This is a genomic window from Psychrobacter sp. M9-54-1 (assembly GCF_016613355.1).
GTDB classification, from domain to species: Bacteria; Pseudomonadota; Gammaproteobacteria; order Pseudomonadales; family Moraxellaceae; genus Psychrobacter; species Psychrobacter faecalis.
Window position 1 is genome coordinate 173,014 of record NZ_JADGFW010000004.1, and the last position, 19,860, is coordinate 192,873.

Here is a 19,860-nt window from a genome sequence, read left to right on the forward strand (position 1 = left end):
CAGGTAAATTAAATATAACCGTTATTATGAAAAGACCAGCTTATTAAAGTGGTCGAGAATACAGCAATAATAAAGAAGATTAGATTAAGGATGTTCATGCCAGCTTATTATCAGTTTATCAAACGCGAACAGCTAGAAGGTGGGGTTAGCGTTGCCCATTATCAGCCAACCAAACATGCACAAGGCGCTTGGAATGAACACGAGCAGCATATGGCACCAGCGACTGGACTGCTGACCGCCGAGCTTGAAAGCTATACGCCGCAAGCAAATATGCGTATTGCTCGTATCAGCCTGGATATTTTAGGCTTGATACCGCTTGATGAGTTTACCGTTACCACGCGTTGTATTCGTCCGGGCAGAACGATTGAGCTAATCGAGGCGGTCATGAGCAGTCGTGGCCGTGATGCCATTATCGCGCGCGCTTGGCGACTGCTGACCCAAGATACCAGCGAGATTGCCGGACTTGAAGACCAAAAAGCGCTGCATCAGCCTGAGGATTTGCCTGTTTGGGATGGTATGAAAGGCTGGCCGGGTGGTTTTATCGAAAGCGTTCGCTTGGTTGCTGAGCCCGACCGCCGTGCTGGACGTGGTATGGTATGGATTACCAATGATGTCGAGATGGTAGAAGGCGAAACGACTGACGATTTGGTACATCTAATGGGGATGGTCGATACCGCCAATGGCGTCGTGCCACGCTTGGGGCTCGGCTTATCAGAATTGCAATGGATGTTCCCCAATACGGATTTGCAAATCCATATGCATCGCGCGCCAAAAGGGCGCTGGCTTGGCATCGAAGCGGTGCAACAATACGGCGATGACGGTATTGGACTGACCAGTGCCGTGCTGCATGATGTGCACGGGCCGTTTGGTCGCAGTGAGCAAATCCTGACTATCCGCCCTATGCCGCGTTAATTTTAGCTATTAAATAGCTATGTATTAGATAAGTATGGGTTAAACAACGAGCAACCAAACGTAACGCTATCAAAGCTGCGGTTTGTCCTGTTAAATAGTTATTGAGTTCATAACGTTAGGCTATAAAAATTTTGTCATCTAATTATATAAAGCAAATCGAAAGTATATAGTTAATTGATTATACAAATAACTGAAAATCGGTTGTAATGGAATACCACAACGAGGCAAGGTGATTCAAAACTGCTAGGATGGGTTTTGATAGTGAAGGTTACCTTTCACTTTATCCCTGCAACAACGATAACTAAAGGAATATGGCCATGAACGATATGAACGATAAAAAATGCCCTTACGATATGACACCGTTAACCATGAGCAATGGCGCGCCGGTGGTAGACAATGAAAATAGCGAAACCGCTGGTAAACGCGGTCCTCTACTCGCAGAGGACTTATGGCTTAACGAAAAGCTCGCTGATCTAAACCGCGAGGTTATTCCTGAACGCCGTATGCACGCCAAAGGTTCGGGCGCGTTTGGTACTTTCACTGTCACCAATGACATTACTCAATATACGCGTGCTGATATTTTTAGCGAAGTGGGTAAGCAGACAGAGATGTTTGCGCGTTTTAGTACGGTGGCAGGTGAGCGCGGCGCTGCTGATGCTGAGCGTGATATTCGCGGTTTTGCCCTGAAATTCTATACCGAGCAAGGCATTTGGGATTTGGTCGGTAATAATACACCGGTATTTTTCGTTCGTGACCCGCGCAAATTTCCAGATTTAAACAAAGCGGTCAAGCGTGACCCACGTACCAATATGCGTTCGGCAACCAATAACTGGGACTTTTGGACGTTATTGCCAGAATCTTTGCACCAAGTCACCATTACCATGAGCGACCGCGGTATCCCAGCCTCTTATAGACATATGCATGGCTTTGGCTCGCATACGTATAGCTTTATCAATAGCGACAATGAGCGTTTTTGGGTCAAATTTCATTTCCGTACTCAGCAAGGTATCAAAAACTTAACCGATGCCGAAGCCGCTGAAATCATCGCCTCGAATCGTGAAAGCCATCAAGAAGATTTGCTCAGTGCCATCGACAATGGCGATTTTCCAAAGTGGAAAATGTACGTGCAAATCATGCCAGAAACCGATGCCGATAAAGTGCCTTATCATCCGTTTGATTTGACCAAGGTATGGCCAAAAGGGGATTATCCGCTGATTGAAGTTGGCGAGATTGAGCTTAATAAAAACTCAGACAATTATTTCTTAGACGTCGAGCAGGCGGCTTTTGCGCCGAACAATCTTGTAACTGGCATTAGTGCCTCACCAGACCGTATGCTACAAGCGCGTCTCTTTAGCTACGCCGATGCTCAGCGTTATCGCGTTGGTGTCAATCACAAGCAGATCCCAGTCAACAAACCTCGTTGTCCGGTGACCAGTAACCACCGCGACGGTCAAATGCGTGTCGATGATAACTACGGTGGCCGTCCACACTATACGCCAAACAGCTTTGAGCAGTGGCAAGATCAGCCGCAGTACGCTGAGCCAGCGTTAAAGATTGATGGCTACGCCAAGCACTACGATTTCCGTGAAGACGATAGTGATTATTTTAGCCAGCCGCGCGCACTGTTTAACCTGATGAATGATGAGCAAAAGCAAGTGTTGTTTGATAATACCGCCCGCGCGATGGGTGATGCGCTTGATTTTATTAAATATCGTCATATTCGCAACTGTAATTGGTGCGACCCTGCTTATGGCGTAGGCGTTGCCAAAGCCCTTGGCATGAGCGTTGAAGACGCTATGGCAGCACGTGAGAATGATCCTGCTCGTCATTTACCTAGCTGTTTATAATCTCTGTAGAAAATAAAAACGATAGAATTTAGCTGCTCTATATTTATCTAAAAACACCGCCTTAGGAAACTGGGGCGGTTTTTTTATGCTTAATTATTTTTTTAGCTTAGTTTAGCCTATTTGATCTTGAAATTTTTACCCGTGCCCCTATCTGATTAGGCAGCCTAGCAGTATTTACAGCGCCTTCTTGCTAATCAAATTTAGTAATTAGATTGGGTAATCAAATTGGCTAAACTGCTAGTATTTGAAAATTTGTGATTTATGCGTGCTGGTAACAGCATTTTTGGTATCAATAATAGGAGTTTTTATGAGTGAACAGACCCAAGCGGATAATAAAAACGCTAATGACATCAATATTAATAAAGACAGCCCAGAATTAAAAAAACACAGTTTTGAAGCAGAAGTGGCGCAGCTGCTTCATTTGGTGACGCATTCGCTTTATTCTAATGCCGATATTTTTGTGCGTGAATTGGTTTCGAACGCATCGGACGCTTGCGACAAATTGCGCTTTGAAGCGACCAATGACGACAGTCTTTATGAAGATGACGGCGAGTTAAAGATTCGTATCGCTGTCGATGAAGATGCCAAAACCATTACCTTTATCGATAACGGCATCGGTATGAATGAAGCCGACGCCATCGAAAACTTAGGAACGATTGCCAAATCTGGTACTAAGGCTTTCCTCGACAAATTGTCTGAATCGCAAAAGCAAGATGGACAATTAATTGGTCAATTTGGGGTTGGTTTTTACTCTGGATTTATCGTGGCTGATACCATTAGCGTTGAGTCACGAAAAGCGGGCGAGCCTGCCGATAAAGGTGTACGCTGGGTTTCAGACGGCACCGGTAGCTTTACCGTTGAGCCAATTACCAAAGAGACGCGCGGTACCAGCATTACTTTGCATCTAAAAGAAGAGTACAGCGAAGGCGAAGATAATTATCTAGACCGCGGCAAAATCAAGCGTTTGGTCAATAAGTACTCAGACCACATCAGCCTACCAATCCAGATGCGTAAAGAAGTCTGGCAAGAAGATGTGAAAGAAGAGGGCGACGACAGTGACGCGCCAGCAGGCGGTCAGATGGTCTTGACCGATGAGTGGGAGACCATTAACAAAGCCAGTGCGCTTTGGACCCGCTCAGCATCTGAGGTTGAAGATGATGAATATGTCGATTTTTATAAAAACATCACTTATGACATGGATGCGCCGCTAACATGGACGCACAACCGCGTTGAAGGTCGCGTTCAGTATACCCAGCTTTTATATATTCCGAAAAAAGCGCCGATGGATTTATACACGCGTGAGCAGCAGCACGGTTTAAAGCTTTATGTGAAGCGCGTCTTTATTATGGACGATGCTGAGCAATTGCTGCCGATGTATTTGCGTTTTGTGAAAGGGGTCATCGACTCAGCCGATTTGCCGCTTAACGTCAGCCGTGAAATTCTGCAAGAATCACGCGATGTCAAATCTATCCGTGATGGTAACGCGCGCCGTATTTTGACCTTGCTAGCAAGCCTTGCCAATAGTGAAGACAGCGATAAGCAAGAAAAGTTTGCCCAGTTCTATAGCGAATTTGGCGATGTGATTAAAGAAGGCCTTGGCGAGGATATGGGCAATCAAGAGCGTATTGCCAAATTGCTGCGTTATGCCACCAGCACCAATGACAAGGTTGAGACCAGCTTTGAAGACTATAAAGGTCGCATGATTGACGGTCAAAAAGCCATCTATTATCTCACGGCGGATAATTTAGCGGCGGCAAAAAATAGCCCACAACTTGAGCTATTTAAGAAAAAAGGCATCGAAGTTATTTTGATGACCAGCCGTGTCGATGAATGGGCGATGAACTTCTTAACCCAATTTGATGGCACGCCGCTACAAAATATCGCCAAAGGTGCAGTAGATTTGGGCGACTTGCAGGATGAGGAAGAAAAAGCAGAAGCTGAAAAAGCGGTAGAGGCCATGAAGCCTGTCGTTGATAAACTAAAAACGGCACTTGGCGCGCGCGCAAAAGACGTCAAAGTCTCAACGCGTTTGGTTGATAGCCCAGCCTGCTTGGTGGTTGGTGAAGGTGAGCTGTCACCGCAGATGATTCAGATGCTGAAGCAAATGGGTCAAGATGTACCAGAGAGCAAACCAACGCTTGAGGTCAACCCTGACCATCCACTGATTAAAAAGTTAGAGAGTAGCGAGCAGTCTGACGACCATTTCGACAAGCTGGCGCAGGTCATTTTTGACCAAGCGTTACTTGCCGATGGTGGTCAACTAGAAGATCCAGCCGCTTATCTAAAACGCGTCAATGAGCTATTGATGCGATAATAATTGCTGCTTAATAAAAGGAGGTCTTGATTTTAAGGCCTCCTTTTTTAATGGGTTGTCAATCAACGTTTAGAGTAATTTTTCGGCATTTTTTACAAATCAGCCTTATCCTCTTGAGCGACAATCCGTTACAATCGCGATAGATTAGCGAGCTAAAATATTAAGTTAAATTTCTCGCTTTTCAATCCTATTTTATCGTCAAATAATAATAAATTGGCGTTATTTCTCTCGACTGGCTAGAGGTCTAAGTCTTTGTCACTTGCGTCATTAAAAACCGTATCGCTTCAGCGCTTCTCGCTCAATTTCGCGGCCAATATTATTGCCACCTTATGGATGCTGGTCGGGTCGACGCGGGCGTTCTCTTGGGTAAAACCCACCTTTATCCAGTTTGCGGTATTCGCCATATTGGCACTGGGTAGTAATGTCCTGTTCTCGTGGTTAGCCGCCGCAAATGGTAGCGTCTTTAATGAGCAAGGATTGGTCAGCTATTTAATTTGGCCAATGATTATTTTGCTCGGCGGTATTATTTTAGCCCGCCGCGCTGGCAATCAAACATTGGTTTTTGTGCCTGTCATTTTATGGCTGGTTGCCGATACGCTATCAGCGTTATTGCAAAGCCTGGTACAGTTTTTTGGCAGCTATGGGTGGTTGCCAAGTTGGAGTTATTCTTTTTTACCGATATTGTTTTTAGTGCTGTTTTTATGGCAGACACTCGCTTTATTATGGATATTTTTCCGTCGCCTGCGCATTTCTTGGTGGGAGAGAATCATCGTCTTAGTAGGGGCAGTGGCATTATTGACCATTTGGCAGCGCAACGTCGCCGACCAGCCGATATTTAAGCAAATTCCTGTTGAGCCGGTACTAGAAGAAGCGGCTTTATACGAGCAGCCGCGATTATTGCAGCAAGCTTTAGACCGTATCGACCCGAGTATACCGGGTAAAAGTGACTGGTATTTTATGGGTGTGGCAGGATTCTCAGACCAAAACGTCTTTCGTTCTGAGATTAATAAAGTGCGTGAATTGTTTGATGTGCGCTTTGGCACCAGTGGCCATTCGCTGGCATTGATTAATAATAATTATACGTGGCTAGATGAGCCAATTGCGACAAAAACCAGTATCTTGCGCGGGTTAAAAACCATCGGTCAGCAGATGAATGCTGATGAAGATGTGTTATTTCTTACTCTATCGTCACATGGTGATGAAAATATTATTCAACTGGCAAATCCACCATTAGCGATGGATAATTTAGATGCTACGTGGCTGCGTGAAGCGTTAGATGCGTCCGGTATCCGCTGGCGGGTAATTGTCGTGTCGGCGTGCTATTCAGGCTCGTTTATCGATGAATTGGCGTCGCCAACAACGGTGATTATAACCGCTTCCTCCGCTGATAAAATGTCATTTGGTTGCACAAATAGTGCTGAGATGACTTACTTTGGACAGGCCTTCTTTGCGGAAAGTTTGCGCGAAAATACCAGTTTTTCTGATGCCTTTAAAGACGCCGCTTACCGCGTGCAAGAACGTGAGCTTTATATGGGTTTTGAGCCATCAGAGCCGCAGATGGTCATTGGTAGCTTAATGGAAACTGCCCTGCCAGCATTTGAGCAAGTACTGTTTGCTAAAACCCGTCCAGCGCTCGCCAATATGACTAATCAGCCGAATTCTGTTAAGGTTACTCAAGCTCCTGATACGGCAAACGTAATCGATAATCTGCCTGAAAATGACTAAGGTCTGCTGATAAATTAGATTTATGTCGCTACTAAGGCGCGCTTTTTAAATTTTTAAAATGCTACTTTAGTGAGTGACTGCCTTTAACTGATTTTGCTTAATTACTTGTCTTTAACAGTTTGCTTGCTAATAGTAAGGATGGGCAGTTGTCACTCAGCGCTTATTTCATCTTGGATAAAAAGGATGTCACTTATGAATAATTCTTATAAACACAGTTTGTCTACCAACTCAAAGATTGAGCAAATCAGCGTCAATCGCTGCTTCGATGGCGAGCAGCATTATTATCGTCATGAGTCCACCGCGACCAAAACGCCAATGACCTTTAGTATTTATCTGCCAGATGAAGCGCTGGCTGGGCGCCGTTGTCCGGCTGTTTTATATCTCTCGGGTTTGACCTGTAATGCCGATAACGTCACCCATAAAGCGCATTTTCAACAAAAATGCAGCGAGCTTGGCATGATATTTATTGCGCCGGATACTTCTCCTAGAAGTCATGACGCACACGAGGTCGCAAACGATGAGCGTTATTTTGTCGGGCAGGGCGCAAGCTATTATGTCGATGCGACGCAAGCACCGTGGGCAGAACATTTTAATATGCAAAGCTATATCGTTGATGAATTATACGATTTACTGCGCTCAGAGTTTCCGATTGATAGTATCGGCATCACAGGCCACTCGATGGGCGGTCATGGGGCGTTACTATTGGGCTTTAAGTTCCCAAGTAAGTTTGTCAGTGTCTCCGCCTTATCGCCTGTTTGTGCTGCCAGTGAGTCGGCATGGGGGCAGGCCGCTTATACAGAGTACTTCGGCGATGATAAGTCGCTATGGGCGCAAGCTGACGCCTCACAGATGATTATAGAAGTCGGCCAGCAGTATGCCAGTATTTTGGTTGACCAAGGCGCGGCTGATAATTTCTTGGTAGAAGGTCAGCTGCAAACGCCTAAGCTGCAAGCAGCGTGTGAAAAGGCAAACCAGCCATTGACGTTACGCTATCAGGCCGGTCATGATCATAGCTATTATTTTATCCAAACAGTGATTAATGACCACATCGAACACCACTGGCGTATGGCGCAAATGAGATAAGCTTATCAAATAATAGCGCTTTAATAACTGAGCGTATCGTCTGTCATATAACTTGACAGACGGTTACGCTGATTATTTAACCAAGCGCCTTTATTATTATAAAATAGATTGGTACAAAACAGATTGGTGCAAAATTGAGCGTGCTTGCCAATAGGCAAAACTTTTTTAAAGGTAAGTTTTATGATGAATAAGCTAACAGCGCCATCGAAGACAAATCTGGCTAACCGACAGCAGACGGCTCAATTATCGTTGGCGGCCATGCAAGCAGATATGGCTAATATGATGGCAACTTTAAAAAATAAGCAGCGAGTTGGTGTTGTTCAAAAAGAAAATATCAAATCAAAAACTAGCAAAGTAAAGCCAGCTAATACAGATGCTATTCATGCGCTTGATGCCGTGCAATTATCGCGGGTGATAGAGATGGCGTGGGAAGACCGTACGCCGTTTGAAGCGATAGAGCACAGCTACGCTCTAAATGAGACCGCAGTCATTAAGCTGATGCGCCAAGAGTTAAAGCCATCGTCTTTCCGCTTATGGCGTCAGCGCGTTACTAGCCGTGCGACCAAGCATCAAGCAAAGAGTCCTTTTGATGTCGGTCGTGCGTATTGTAAAACCCAATATAAGCCGCGCTAACGCTTTTTTTAAAACGCCTTATTTAAAAGAATCGTCTAAATGTAGTATCTAAATACCAATCCTAGTGATTAAAAACTTTTTTATTAAACGTTTATACCAACCCAAATAGGTAGCTCAACTATGACTAGCCCAGCCAAACCCTATCTTATCGCGCCTTCTATTTTATCAGCTGACTTTGCCAGACTTGGTGAAGAGGTCGAAAAGGTATTGGAGGCGGGCGCTGATATTATCCATTTTGATGTGATGGACAATCACTATGTGCCTAACCTAACCTTTGGTAGCATGATATGTCAGGCGCTGCGTGACCATGGTATCGAGGCGCCGATTGATGTCCATCTTATGGTATCGCCAGTCGATGGCATGATCGAGCAGTTTTTAGAGGCGGGTGCGAGTATTATCACCTTCCACCCAGAAGCCAGTGCTCATATTGACCGCTCTTTGCAGCTGATTAAAGATGGTGGCGCTGAATGCGGTTTGGTATTAAACCCCGCAACGCCACTGCATTATTTAGATTATGTGATGGACAAGGTTGACCAAATCTTACTGATGAGCGTTAACCCTGGATATGGTGGTCAATCGTTTATTGAGGGTACCTTAGATAAAGTTCGCCAAGTCCGTCAACGTATTATTACCAGCGGTCGCGATATTAGACTAGAAGTAGATGGCGGCATCAAAGCCAGCAATATTCGCGCGATTGCCGAAGCAGGCGCTGATATGTTCGTCGCCGGTTCCGCTATTTTTAATCAAGAAGATTATAAATCTGCCATCGACGCTATGCGCGCCGAATTAGCCTTGGCAAATGGTTATTAATCCCCATTTATAACTATTAGTATGAGTGTTAAGGTTATAACGATGGACTCGATAAGCCATATAAAGGTGAAATATGAACACGCAAAAGCCCATTAACTCGTCAGTATCGCCTGAGCCTATAAAAGAAAAACAGTCGCAAGCCCCAAGCTTAGTACCTAAGGGTATCACTATTGGTATGGCGGCTTTTGCCTTGGTGCTTAGCCTCGCTGGTTATGGTTTTCGCCTGCTGATTGGCGATGATGTCGGAGAAGTGCTGCGTCATGCAGCAGTGATAGTGCCAGCCTTTATGATTGGTATTCCGCTATTTTTTTGGCTTGGTTCGCGCGTTTTAAATAAACTCAAAGGTTTGCATATCGCAAGCTGGAATGCTATTAGCTTGGGCTATTTAACCTCTTGTATAGCCATACTTTGGTTAATGGGCACTTATAGCTAATAATTGGCTGATGTTAGCGCTTTAACATGGTTATCTTTTAAAACTTTGTCTTTATAGCATTCATCGATTTCTACTTTTTAATAAGTCGTGCTTTATGATGCGACTGGACACTTGCTAGTATGGCTACTTCCTCTAAGAAAATTACCGATATCATTTTCCCAAAAGAGCTTCCAAACAGTTTGTTTATTTTACTGATTATCGCCTGTTTACTCTTAGGCTTATCCTACCTGCGCCATGGTACCGGACTGCAAGGCTGGCTACATGTCTTTGAAAATTGGCTACTTATGTTGCTCATTATCCCGACCGCCACCGCTACCGTAGCCTTACCGTTTAAATATCGCGACCCGTCGCTCGAGCTCAAGCAAATGTATTATCTGGGGATGTTTGTCGCTTTCTTATTTACCTTAGCGAAATTACGCTATTGGCGTTAATAGCGATTTAGCTCGTTCATAAGCTTGATAAGTAGTATTAAAGAGCATTTATGCAAAAAGACTTACGCGTCAGGCCTTGAATTGTCGGCGCAAAGCGTCCATTGTATAAGTAAGATAGTTTTGCCCGAATATCTGTAAAACTAAGATTTTATAAACGAAGTCAGCGCCTTTTTACAGACATAAAGCGGGATAATAAGGAAAAAATAGATGCCATACGATATTGATAATGAAATAGAAGTAGATAACGATAGTCGCGATCAGTTCGCTGGATTTGCTAAAGAAACCACGCTTGAGTTGGTTGAAGCAGCGGATGGCAAATTGCTGCTACGTGATGCCGAGGAAGAGGAAGCGCCGCTGATGACCATTGATTTTTCTGATAAGCTGAAAGAAATATTAGGCAGCGATACCCAAGCGATTGGTCAGCATATGATTCATGCTGCCATTCAGGTCATTATGCAAAAACAGATGAGCCAGTGGCATGCCCATGTCTATGACAAAGAACCCACTCACTATAGCTAAAGCTAATCAGGCTGATAGCCTCTAAATTTATAGCTTATAAATCTGTAAGAACGAAATATAATAGCTGGTTAAAATAGTGTATGGTTGAAATGGTTGGTGGGTCAAAAACTGGCAATAAAAAAGGGTTTATCATTTGATAAACCCTTTTTTTGTTCAAATAATTTAATGACAAATTATTTGATTTTTGCTTCTTTAAAGATGACGTGCTGGCGTACTTTTGGATCAAACTTTTTAATTTCCATTTTGCCAGGCATAGTGCGCTTGTTTTTGGTAGTGGTGTAGTAATACCCAGTACCAGCGGTTGATACTAATTTAATTTTATCTCTCATGATAGCTTTCCTGTAAATGAGGGGTCTTCAAACGATAGGTACGAGTGCAAAAAGGTTAGTCGCTACAAATGAGGTAGCTAAAAAGCAGCTTGGAAGGTGAAAATTATCGACCAATCAAGCCGCTGATCTTAACTTATACTTTTTGACCTTGTGCGCGTAGATCCGCTAACACTTTGTCGATACCAAGTTTGTCAATGATGCGCATACCTTTGGTAGACACACGTAGACGTACGAAACGATTTTCAGACTCTACCCAAAAACGATGGTTATGAAGGTTTGGTAGAAAGCGACGACGGGTTTTGTTGTTTGCGTGCGAAACATTATTACCCACCATAGGGCGCTTTCCAGTCACTTGGCAAACTCTAGACATGGCGAACTCCTAATCTATGAGGTATGAGGGATTCTCATACCAGTCTGGGCAAGTTGCACGTTTTTGCGGCATGGACACAGCAAGCGGCAGCTTTGCACCAAACAAAACTATATGAAGGTTGAGCTGATATTACTGTCATCTAAAGGCAAATAACAGGCAAACCAATTCAGAAAATTTTAAAGCCGACATTTATACCATAAAAGTAATGACTATTCAAATATTTTTATAATAATTGCGGCTTTAAACGATAGCCATTATACCCTGAATTGAGCGTGCTATGTGATTGATTATTTAATAGTAAATATTCATTTTTTGGTTGTAAGTTATAACAAAAGTCAGTAAAGTTGCGGTTATATATTTAATACAATCTGTTAATACAAATGCTATTATTGTAAGTATGTGTATCTTTACTTAAATGACTGATTGCCATCACGGAGTTTTAAAATGTCCTATAGCTCATTACCACTGACTTCTAAGTTATTTCAGCTCACTTCTTTAACCTGTGCATTAGCATTGGCAGGCTGTGGCGGTGGGGATGGCACAGATGTCATTGCTCCTACACCTGATTTAGGCGTGCAGCCCGGTACGGGTGGTAATAACGGCGGTGGCGACAATAATGGCGGTGGCGAGCAAACACCAGATATTGAGCCTGACTTCTTCATTCAAAAACTTAGCACAGCACCTACTATTATTGAGTTATCTGATGAACAGACAAGCTTTAATGTCACTGTAAAAGCGGTTGAGAAGATATCTGGTGGAGCGATGGTTGGTAAAGCTGTGACTCTAAAGGTAGTGAACTCTGAAAATAACGGTATCACTATCGAAGGTCAGAGTACCCAAACCACTGACAGTGATGGTAATGCGGTATACGCATTGAAGCTCAATCCGCAAGCAGTTGCTGATAAAGATAAACTGATAGCCAATGGCTTTACTCTAGTGGCGACTGCTAACAAAGCAGATGGCACTGCAGTCGCACCGCAGGAACTCAAGGTTTCAGTCAATAAAAAAGGTAGTGGTGATGGCACTCAGGTAATAGTAAGTAAGCTTAGTGTAAAGCCTAGTATCAAGACGAGCTCTGTTTCTAATAGCGTTCTAAATCCTTTTGGTGATACAGGCGTATTTAGTGTCGAACTTAAAGATGAAAAAGGTACTTTAACACCTAATGTAACAGTAGGTTTAGGGATTATACCTTTAGAAGGCGTATCTATTAGTCCTGCTAGCCAAGAGACCGATAGTAAAGGCATTGTAAATTTTAATATAAAAATAGATGAAAACCTATCAGAATCTGCACGGCAAAACCTATTAAAAGGTATTACTTATACTCTTAATGTGCGAGAGAAAAATGGTGCAAGCAAAAGTGTAACTAATAGCTTAAAGGTCGGATTGCCTATTACTGACTATAAAATAAGAGTTGCAGGAAATTCAAATAAACTTAGTGCTTATGGCGATACACAAAATCTTACGATCACGGCTGCTGCTATAAGTGCAGCTGTTTCTACCAAAATCGAAGGCGCTAAAGTTGCTTTCAAGCTGAATAATGCTCCTAAAGGTGTAAGCTTATCAAGTAATCAGTTAACTCTAGATAATAGCGGTCAAGCTATTGTGACTTTGTCTATAGAGCCAGGATTAAGCGATGCTGAGCGAAAAGCACTTGCTGAAAACGGCATTAGCTATACTGCCACTCTGTCAGAACCTAACCATTCTGTAACAGCACAAACGTTTGAAAGCTCAGTTGAAATACCACTCGCAAAGAACATCGTGAGTTTTGAAGGAAGCGATAAGAAACAAATCTCAAGCTCAGGTGGCAGTGCAGTTATTAGCTTTAGGGTAAATAACCAAAATGGTGGAGCCGTAGCCAATCAATTAGTTACAGCGGCTCTACCAACTGAGTTGACAAGTAAAGGCTTACTAACTATTGATGGTAGTACTGAACAGACTACGAATGACAAAGGCGTTGTAAGTTATACAGTACGTGTTCCTGCAGGCTTAAATGAAGCACAGAAAGCAGTATTAGAAAAAGCCAGTAATTTTGCATTAGCTGTTAAAGCAGTTGAAGCCTCTGGTGCTAGTAGTGTAGCGAGTAGTAGCTCAATTGCTATTGGTTCAGAGATCGGTCAAAGTGATATTACGTTAACTGCTCAAAGTATTCCTGCTACAGTGAATATTTTAGAAAGTCAATTTAAATTGCAAGTTGCCGCCAAACGTAAAGATGGTAGCGCTGCTGATGGCAGAACGGTAAAACTGGTTCTAAATGAAGGTTCGAGTAACGGTGTTACTATTCAAGGTAATCAGCGAACTACTGATGGAAGTGGTATAGCAGAATTTAATATTGGTATTAGCCAAAGTCTAACCCAAGCTCAACGTGACCAACTTATTAAGACAGGCATTGGTTATACTGCTATCGTAACTGATCAAGATGGTACACAGTCTAAAATTACTCAAAACATTAAGGTGGAGCAACCGTTAAGCGCTATTCAATTTGCATCTATTGAAACCCCAACTATCAGCGAGCTTGGTGGTAAAGGTACTATTGGTGTCAAGCTATCAACCAAAGATAAACAATCACCTGTCGCAGGACAAGCAGTTGCTATTCAGTTGGGTAAAGTAGCGCTAGACTATGGAGTTACCATCGATGCAGAATCGGCAGTAACTGATTTTAATGGTGAGACAACCTTTATAGTTAGTATCCCCAACACCTTAACAGCAGAAGAGCGGACTAAGCTTAAGCTTACTGGTATTAACTATCAGTTGTCATATGTAGAGAAAGGCATTACCTACTCTGAAATCAACACAGTTAATATCACAACTCCTAAAGTTGACTTAAGTATTCTTAATGCAACTAACAACATTGATAATAAAGCTGGCTACATTCTTAACAATGTAGGTAGTAATATTACGATACAAGCCCAGCTTAACAACCAGTCAACTGATGAACAAATAACTAGCCAACCAGTCAAATTAATATTTGAAAACAAATCACTAGCAAGTCTTTTGATAGTGAATGAGCAAAATGGTTCGTCAAATATCATTGCTACTACAGATGAAAATGGCTTAGTTAACTTTAACGTTGTGGTCCCTGGCAATTTAACCGATGTGCAAAAAGAAATGCTTAGCAAGGAAGTATTAACCGCCACCTTGACAGAGACGCTAACAGGCAATCAGCAACAAGTTAAAATCAAAGTACAATCTATGGCTGCTGCGATCTCTTTGATTGCTAAACAGACAAACCCACTGAATCTAAATGGTGGAGAAACTCAAATTGAGGTGACTGTTGCAGACAAATCAGTAGAGCCAAAAGTTGTTGCAGGCCAAAAAGTATTCTTAGCGCTGCCAGCAGCTATTGCCAGCCAGGGCGTCACATTAGTATCAGGTAGTAGTCAAACTACTGATAATTCGGGTAAAGCTGTCTTTACTGTCGCTGTACCTAACAACTTAACTGACGCACAGAAAGCAGAGATTGCAAAAAATGCCAATAGCTTTTCTATTGGATTATCAGCAGCTGATGCTAATGGTAATATAGTAACCCAAGCCAGTTCTGTGGCTACAGTTACGCCAGATCCAAATGGTACTAAGGAAAGCATTAGTATTGGGGCAAATAAAGTTGTCAATACCAAAGGTGATACATTCAAGGTATTCGTTCGCTTAGAAAATAAAGATGGTGCTATTGCCAATCGTGCTGTTCGTTTAAATGTAGACGATCCTATAAAAACTGGGGTTAGCATTTCTAATGGTACCGTTAATACTAATAGCGATGGCGTAGCAACTTTCGATCTTAGACTTGAAGCCGGTGCGAATGTCAACCAAGCTATATTAAAAGCAGGTATTCGCTTGACAGCAACTACGACTACTGCAGAAAACGTCAAGTTAGTACAAAACTATATCGTTGCTGTAGATAACGCAACAATCGATAGTTATCAGCTAATAGCATCTTCTGATAAATCTACATTAAATACTGGTGGTGACCAAACAAATGCTACTTTCCGTGTGACTGATAGTAATGGTGGTATTCTAGCAGGAGTACCTGTCCAGTTTAGTATTGAAAATCTAGAAGCAAGCGGCGCAGCTTTAACGACACCAAGCATGTTAACCACTGATGCTAATGGTCAGATCGATGTCGGCGTCATCCTAGCAGCCAACTCTATCAATTCGCGTCTAAATCATAGTGTAGTGATTAATGCGAAAATCGTCACGCCACAGTACGATGCAGATGGTAAAGTTAGTATGCAAGTACGTGAAGAAAAGTCTCTCAGCTTGTCAGCGGTAGGGACTGAAATTACTCTTACTGCTTCAGAGACTAAGTTAAAAGATAGAGGACTAACTACTATTAGTACCATGTTAGTGGATGGTGCTGGACGTGCTATTGCTAATGCTGGTATGGAGTTGGTAGGTGAAAACGGTAATATTATCGCTACTACTGCTACGGCGATTACCGATGCGGATGGTAAAGCGAGCTTTGATGTTAGTGAGGATACCTTATCCTTTGATAGTAATGGTAATTTACGTGTGTATGCTCGTGCTTTCGGTGAAAATAAGATAAATAATCAACGTAGCTTAAACAGTATTGATTTAGTTAAAGTCTCACAAGCAGGTATAAGCTTTATTGACGTTAAAAACGTTTACGATGTAAATACTCCACAAACCATAAATATCCAAATACGTCGTGATACAGCTGCTCAAGCAGAGGAATTAATCGATAAGCAAGTTGAAGTGCAAACGACTATTGGTACGTTTGCTGATAGCAACGATGTAATCGTCACAAAACCCATTACTGCTGCTAATATAAACGGCAATATCGTTACGATACCTGTTACCTTAACGTCAGAACTTGCTGGTATTACCGCACTACAGGTGACTGTATTGGGTGAAACACTACCAAACGGTGAGCCGCGCTATCGTGCGACAGTTGATGCACGTTTCCGTGCTACGACACCTGCTAAAATGCTATTCCAAGCGGTGAAGTCTGTTATTACTCCAGGCAGTAGTACTGAAATTGTGGCCACGGTAAAAGATAAAAACGATGTCCCAGTCGAAGGTCAAACCGTCGTCTTTAGTCGTGCTTCAGACTCTTCAGCAGGTCGTTTGTCGGCTGCGACAGCAGTGACAAATAGCAGAGGTGAGGCACGTGTTGTCTACCAAGCCAATGCTAGCTCACCTATCGGTGGTGTGATTATTAATGCGCGCTTACTGCAAGATAACGGTAATATTGGTAGTAAAACCACTAATATCACTGTATCGAAAGAGGCTGTATATACTACTTTAGCATTCTCTAACAAGTTATCTTCTGATGATATTTACTATACTGTACGTGGTTCGATATCTGTTATGGATGGCTCAGGTCGTGCTGTAGCGAATCAAGAAGTTTCAATAAAGTCTTATGCAACGGAATATGCTCAAGGTGTATATTGTTTACTAGATAGTACAACTACTTATCAAGCTGCTGATATTGATGAGCTTGATGAGTTTGGTAACGTGATAAAGACCACCACACCAGAACCGAAAGTATTCTCTGAAAAAACACCAGTGCCGTTAAAGTCTGACTGGTATCCTACTGAAGATGCTAATTACAACTACACGCTAGATCAAGATTCTGATCCTATATTAAACGAAGATAAGAACTCAAGTGGTAAGCTTGAAGCTATTAATCCAGTGACTATTCTTGGTAACAAGGTTTCAGAGGATGGCTATTCATTTATCACAGATGATGAAGGTCGCGCTGACTTTGAGATTCGATACCCGTTGCGTTATTCAAACTGGGTTAAGGTACGCTTTGATGCCTCCACCTTTGTAAATGGTAGTGAAAATACTCAGAGTATCAACTATCAATTACCAACCTCAGTGGATGACTTAATAATAAATGATACAACCTTGATAACTCCTTGGATTGGTAATGCAAGTCCGTTTGGTACTGGTGGTGCTACATGTACAAACAGCCTAAGCGTTACAATCAACGAGAATACGCCACGTACTAGAGTTACTTTATCACCATATTCACCAAACTATAGCGTAACTATTGACGGTCAGGGAACGTCCAATGCTCCGAGTGCTGGCTTTAATACCTATATCATAGACTTTAACAAAGCGTATGAACTTGGTTCAACTGTTACTGTAAATAATAATGGTTTCGGTTTCTCTAAAGTTATTAAAGTTGAATAATGGTTTATAACCCTTATTCAGAAGATTAGCATTTTATAAACCCCCAACCCCGCGTTGGGGGTTTTTGTATTCATAATCTCAATAATTAAATACAAGCAACTCAATCAGCAAAGTTCTGCAAAAGCGATTAGAATAGTCGGTTTCCTATGCTGCTATACATATTCAAAGTAAGCAGCACGTTTCATTTTTAATTGGGCGCATTATGTCAGACAATACCACGACTGCTACAGCAAGCATAAAGTCGAGCAAAAATTCTCAAAATGTACTATCTAGCGATGCTATTGATACCGCGACGCTATTGATTAAATGCCGCGATCAAGCAGGTATCGTACAAGCCGTATCTGAGTTTATTCATCGTTATGGCGGCAATATTATCACGCTCGATCAGTATTCAACCGCTCACGAAGGTGGTCAATATTTTATGCGTTTGGAGTTTGCGTTAGCAGGCTTGAGCGAGATTATAGATAACTTTGAAGCCAGCTTTGGGCATACGGTGGCTAAGCGCCATAATATGGCGTGGCGCTTACATAATAATGCGATTAAAACCAAGGTTGGTATTTTAGTATCAAAGTTCGATCATGCGCTATTAGATTTACTGTGGCGGCATCAGCGCGGATTATTGGATTGCGAGATTACGTCTGTCGTTAGTAACCATGAGGACTTGCGCCAAGCGGTAGAAAACTTTGGCATCACTTTCCATCATGTGCCAGTCACCAAGGATAACAAGGCTGAAGCGGAAGAGCAGATTCATATGTTGATGGCAGGCAATGATTTGTTGGTATTAGCGCGTTATATGCAGATTTTATCATCTGATTTTGTCAAGCGTTGGCCAATGCAAGTCATCAATATTCACCATTCTTTTTTGCCCGCGTTTGTCGGTGCTGATCCTTATCGTCAGGCTTATGAAAAAGGCGTCAAGCTTATCGGCGCGACTGCGCATTATGTGACTGCCGAGCTAGATCAAGGGCCTATCATTGAGCAAGACGTCCATCGTGTCACTCACCGTCAAGGAGTGGCAGAATTACGTGCTATTGGCCGTGATATCGAGCGTAATGTCTTAGCGCGCGCAGTAAATTGGCATGTACAAAACCGCGTGATTGTGGCAGGTAATAAGACCGTGGTTTTTAATTAGCTTTTTTAAAATGGCGTTAAACCAAAATAAGAGCGTAAAAAAGGCCGCCAGTATTAAATACCCATACTGGCGGCCTTTTTTAATCACATTACCACTATTACAGCACTGGGTTTATAACAGCATCTCTAACACAAACTTGCTACCGACAAAGCCAATTGCTAATAGGATAAACGCATAAATGGTCATGTTGGCAGCGCGTTTGCCACGCCATCCTGCGCGCCAATTACCCAATAATAATGCGCCAAATAACAGCCAAGATAGCACGCTAAAGACCGTTTTATGAGCAAGGTGCTGCGCCATCAGGTCTTCTACATAAACAAAACCAATGCCTAGCGCGATACTCAATAAGACAAAACCGACCAATAGCATATCGAACAATAGACTTTCCATACTCTGCAAGGACGGCAGTTTATTGACCCAAAAGCGATGAATCGACTGGTGTTTCAGCTCGCGTATTTGTAAGCGCAAGAATAATGCCTGCACCGCTGCCATCAGCAGCACACAATAAGCAGCAAGTGATAGTAAGATATGCGCCTCTAACCCGACGCTGATGTCTGTAATCGGACGATAGGGCGCGCGGCCGATATAACCGACAATCATCCCGATTAATGCCGTCGGTGCTGCTAAAATACCGAGGCTGACGATAGGGCGGTATAAGCTAAAAATAACGTAGAAAAATAAGAAAAATAAACTGATCAGGCTAATGGTATTAAACAAGTTGAAATTTAGCCCATAAAGCGTGACCACATGCGGATAGAGTAGCGCCGCATGTGCGAGCATGCCGACGACCAATAAACCTAAGCTTACGCCCTTGTGGATAGGTTTATCTTGAATCAGCGCCCAACCGATGTAGATGCTGACCAAAATATAAACCATGCCAGCCAGTAAAAATGCAAGTTGCAAGATAAAGAACCTCATCTCATGATGAGCGCGAAAACGCCGCTCAATTGAATGCTAAAATGGTATTATCAGAATGATTAGAATAATCCTCCAATTTATCATAAAATGGCAAGCAATTGAGCGCCATCTTACGGATTGATTATAGCGCTTGTAGCACAGCAGCGCTTATTAGAAAAATGCCATTTGCAAAACGACTATAAGCTTTATGGTCTCTTAATGCTATAGTGTTGATAATATGCTACTTTTTATCATTGTCTTTATATAATACT

The 19,860-nt window shown here is 42.6% G+C and carries 15 protein-coding genes; 12 read left to right on the forward strand and 3 right to left on the reverse strand.

Annotated features, from left to right (window positions below; translation table 11 throughout):
* Positions 1–96 precede the first annotated feature (96 nt).
* The 10 genes from IQ457_RS01945 to IQ457_RS01990 all read left to right on the forward strand — a co-directional run bounded on the left by IQ457_RS01945 (position 97) and on the right by IQ457_RS01990 (position 10,707).
* Complete coding sequence (locus tag IQ457_RS01945) at positions 97–912, forward strand: thioesterase family protein (protein ID WP_144296642.1); 816 nt, start codon at positions 97–99, stop codon at positions 910–912.
* 326 nt (positions 913–1,238) lie between these two features.
* Positions 1,239–2,759 carry a catalase gene (locus IQ457_RS01950; RefSeq protein ID WP_200661897.1) on the forward strand — a complete coding sequence of 507 codons (1,521 nt, stop codon included), beginning with the start codon at positions 1,239–1,241 and terminating at the stop codon, positions 2,757–2,759.
* A gap of 307 nt (positions 2,760–3,066) precedes the next feature.
* A complete protein-coding gene (gene htpG, locus IQ457_RS01955; protein WP_207161661.1) occupies positions 3,067–5,073 on the forward strand; it encodes a molecular chaperone HtpG in 2,007 nt (668 codons plus the stop codon).
* 252 nt (positions 5,074–5,325) lie between these two features.
* Positions 5,326–6,798, forward strand: coding sequence for a C13 family peptidase (locus IQ457_RS01960; protein WP_242465317.1), 1,473 nt, complete (start codon positions 5,326–5,328; stop codon positions 6,796–6,798).
* Between the two features lie 192 nt (positions 6,799–6,990).
* On the forward strand, positions 6,991–7,881 hold the full coding sequence (gene fghA, locus IQ457_RS01965) for an S-formylglutathione hydrolase (protein WP_200661854.1): 891 nt from the start codon (positions 6,991–6,993) through the stop codon (positions 7,879–7,881).
* A gap of 378 nt (positions 7,882–8,259) precedes the next feature.
* Positions 8,260–8,514, forward strand: a complete 255-nt coding sequence (locus IQ457_RS13690) for a TIGR03643 family protein (protein WP_342343297.1) — start codon at positions 8,260–8,262, stop codon at positions 8,512–8,514.
* A 120-nt stretch (positions 8,515–8,634) separates the two neighbouring features.
* A complete protein-coding gene (rpe, locus tag IQ457_RS01975) occupies positions 8,635–9,324 on the forward strand; it encodes a ribulose-phosphate 3-epimerase (RefSeq protein ID WP_200661855.1) in 690 nt (229 codons plus the stop codon).
* A gap of 73 nt (positions 9,325–9,397) precedes the next feature.
* Positions 9,398–9,757 carry a hypothetical protein gene (locus IQ457_RS01980; RefSeq protein ID WP_200661856.1) on the forward strand — a complete coding sequence of 120 codons (360 nt, stop codon included), beginning with the start codon at positions 9,398–9,400 and terminating at the stop codon, positions 9,755–9,757.
* A gap of 119 nt (positions 9,758–9,876) precedes the next feature.
* Entirely contained in the window at positions 9,877–10,188 is a 312-nt protein-coding gene (locus IQ457_RS01985; protein ID WP_200661857.1) for a hypothetical protein, read from the forward strand.
* 207 nt (positions 10,189–10,395) lie between these two features.
* Positions 10,396–10,707 carry a hypothetical protein gene (locus IQ457_RS01990; RefSeq protein ID WP_068403843.1) on the forward strand — a complete coding sequence of 104 codons (312 nt, stop codon included), beginning with the start codon at positions 10,396–10,398 and terminating at the stop codon, positions 10,705–10,707.
* A 173-nt stretch (positions 10,708–10,880) separates the two neighbouring features.
* Here the strand turns inward: IQ457_RS01990 and rpmG are convergent, their stop codons facing one another.
* Positions 10,881–11,036 carry a 50S ribosomal protein L33 gene (gene rpmG, locus IQ457_RS01995; protein WP_010201403.1) on the reverse strand — a complete coding sequence of 52 codons (156 nt, stop codon included), beginning with the start codon at positions 11,034–11,036 and terminating at the stop codon, positions 10,881–10,883.
* Between the two features lie 133 nt (positions 11,037–11,169).
* Complete coding sequence (rpmB, locus tag IQ457_RS02000) at positions 11,170–11,406, reverse strand: 50S ribosomal protein L28 (protein WP_057761372.1); 237 nt, start codon at positions 11,404–11,406, stop codon at positions 11,170–11,172.
* Between the two features lie 444 nt (positions 11,407–11,850).
* Between rpmB and IQ457_RS02005 the strand changes: the two genes are divergently transcribed.
* Together IQ457_RS02005 and purU are read left to right on the forward strand one after the other, a co-directional pair.
* Complete coding sequence (locus IQ457_RS02005) at positions 11,851–17,559, forward strand: Ig-like domain-containing protein (protein WP_200661858.1); 5,709 nt, start codon at positions 11,851–11,853, stop codon at positions 17,557–17,559.
* A 202-nt stretch (positions 17,560–17,761) separates the two neighbouring features.
* Complete coding sequence (purU, locus tag IQ457_RS02010; protein WP_242465319.1) at positions 17,762–18,691, forward strand: formyltetrahydrofolate deformylase; 930 nt, start codon at positions 17,762–17,764, stop codon at positions 18,689–18,691.
* A gap of 111 nt (positions 18,692–18,802) precedes the next feature.
* Here the strand turns inward: purU and IQ457_RS02015 are convergent, their stop codons facing one another.
* Complete coding sequence (locus tag IQ457_RS02015; protein ID WP_200661859.1) at positions 18,803–19,609, reverse strand: cytochrome C assembly family protein; 807 nt, start codon at positions 19,607–19,609, stop codon at positions 18,803–18,805.
* Positions 19,610–19,860: the final 251 nt, after the last annotated feature.

Coding starts and splice junctions, on each gene's coding strand:
- rpmG (WP_010201403.1), bottom strand. CDS start 11,036: ATGAGAGATAAAATTAAATTAGTATCAACCGCTGGTACTGGGTATTAC.
- htpG (WP_207161661.1), top strand. CDS start 3,067: ATGAGTGAACAGACCCAAGCGGATAATAAAAACGCTAATGACATCAAT.
- IQ457_RS01990 (WP_068403843.1), top strand. CDS start 10,396: ATGCCATACGATATTGATAATGAAATAGAAGTAGATAACGATAGTCGC.
- IQ457_RS02005 (WP_200661858.1), top strand. CDS start 11,851: ATGTCCTATAGCTCATTACCACTGACTTCTAAGTTATTTCAGCTCACT.
- rpmB (WP_057761372.1), bottom strand. CDS start 11,406: ATGTCTAGAGTTTGCCAAGTGACTGGAAAGCGCCCTATGGTGGGTAAT.
- rpe (WP_200661855.1), top strand. CDS start 8,635: ATGACTAGCCCAGCCAAACCCTATCTTATCGCGCCTTCTATTTTATCA.
- fghA (WP_200661854.1), top strand. CDS start 6,991: ATGAATAATTCTTATAAACACAGTTTGTCTACCAACTCAAAGATTGAG.
- IQ457_RS01945 (WP_144296642.1), top strand. CDS start 97: ATGCCAGCTTATTATCAGTTTATCAAACGCGAACAGCTAGAAGGTGGG.
- IQ457_RS01985 (WP_200661857.1), top strand. CDS start 9,877: ATGGCTACTTCCTCTAAGAAAATTACCGATATCATTTTCCCAAAAGAG.
- IQ457_RS02015 (WP_200661859.1), bottom strand. CDS start 19,609: ATGAGGTTCTTTATCTTGCAACTTGCATTTTTACTGGCTGGCATGGTT.
- purU (WP_242465319.1), top strand. CDS start 17,762: ATGTCAGACAATACCACGACTGCTACAGCAAGCATAAAGTCGAGCAAA.
- IQ457_RS01980 (WP_200661856.1), top strand. CDS start 9,398: ATGAACACGCAAAAGCCCATTAACTCGTCAGTATCGCCTGAGCCTATA.
- IQ457_RS01950 (WP_200661897.1), top strand. CDS start 1,239: ATGAACGATAAAAAATGCCCTTACGATATGACACCGTTAACCATGAGC.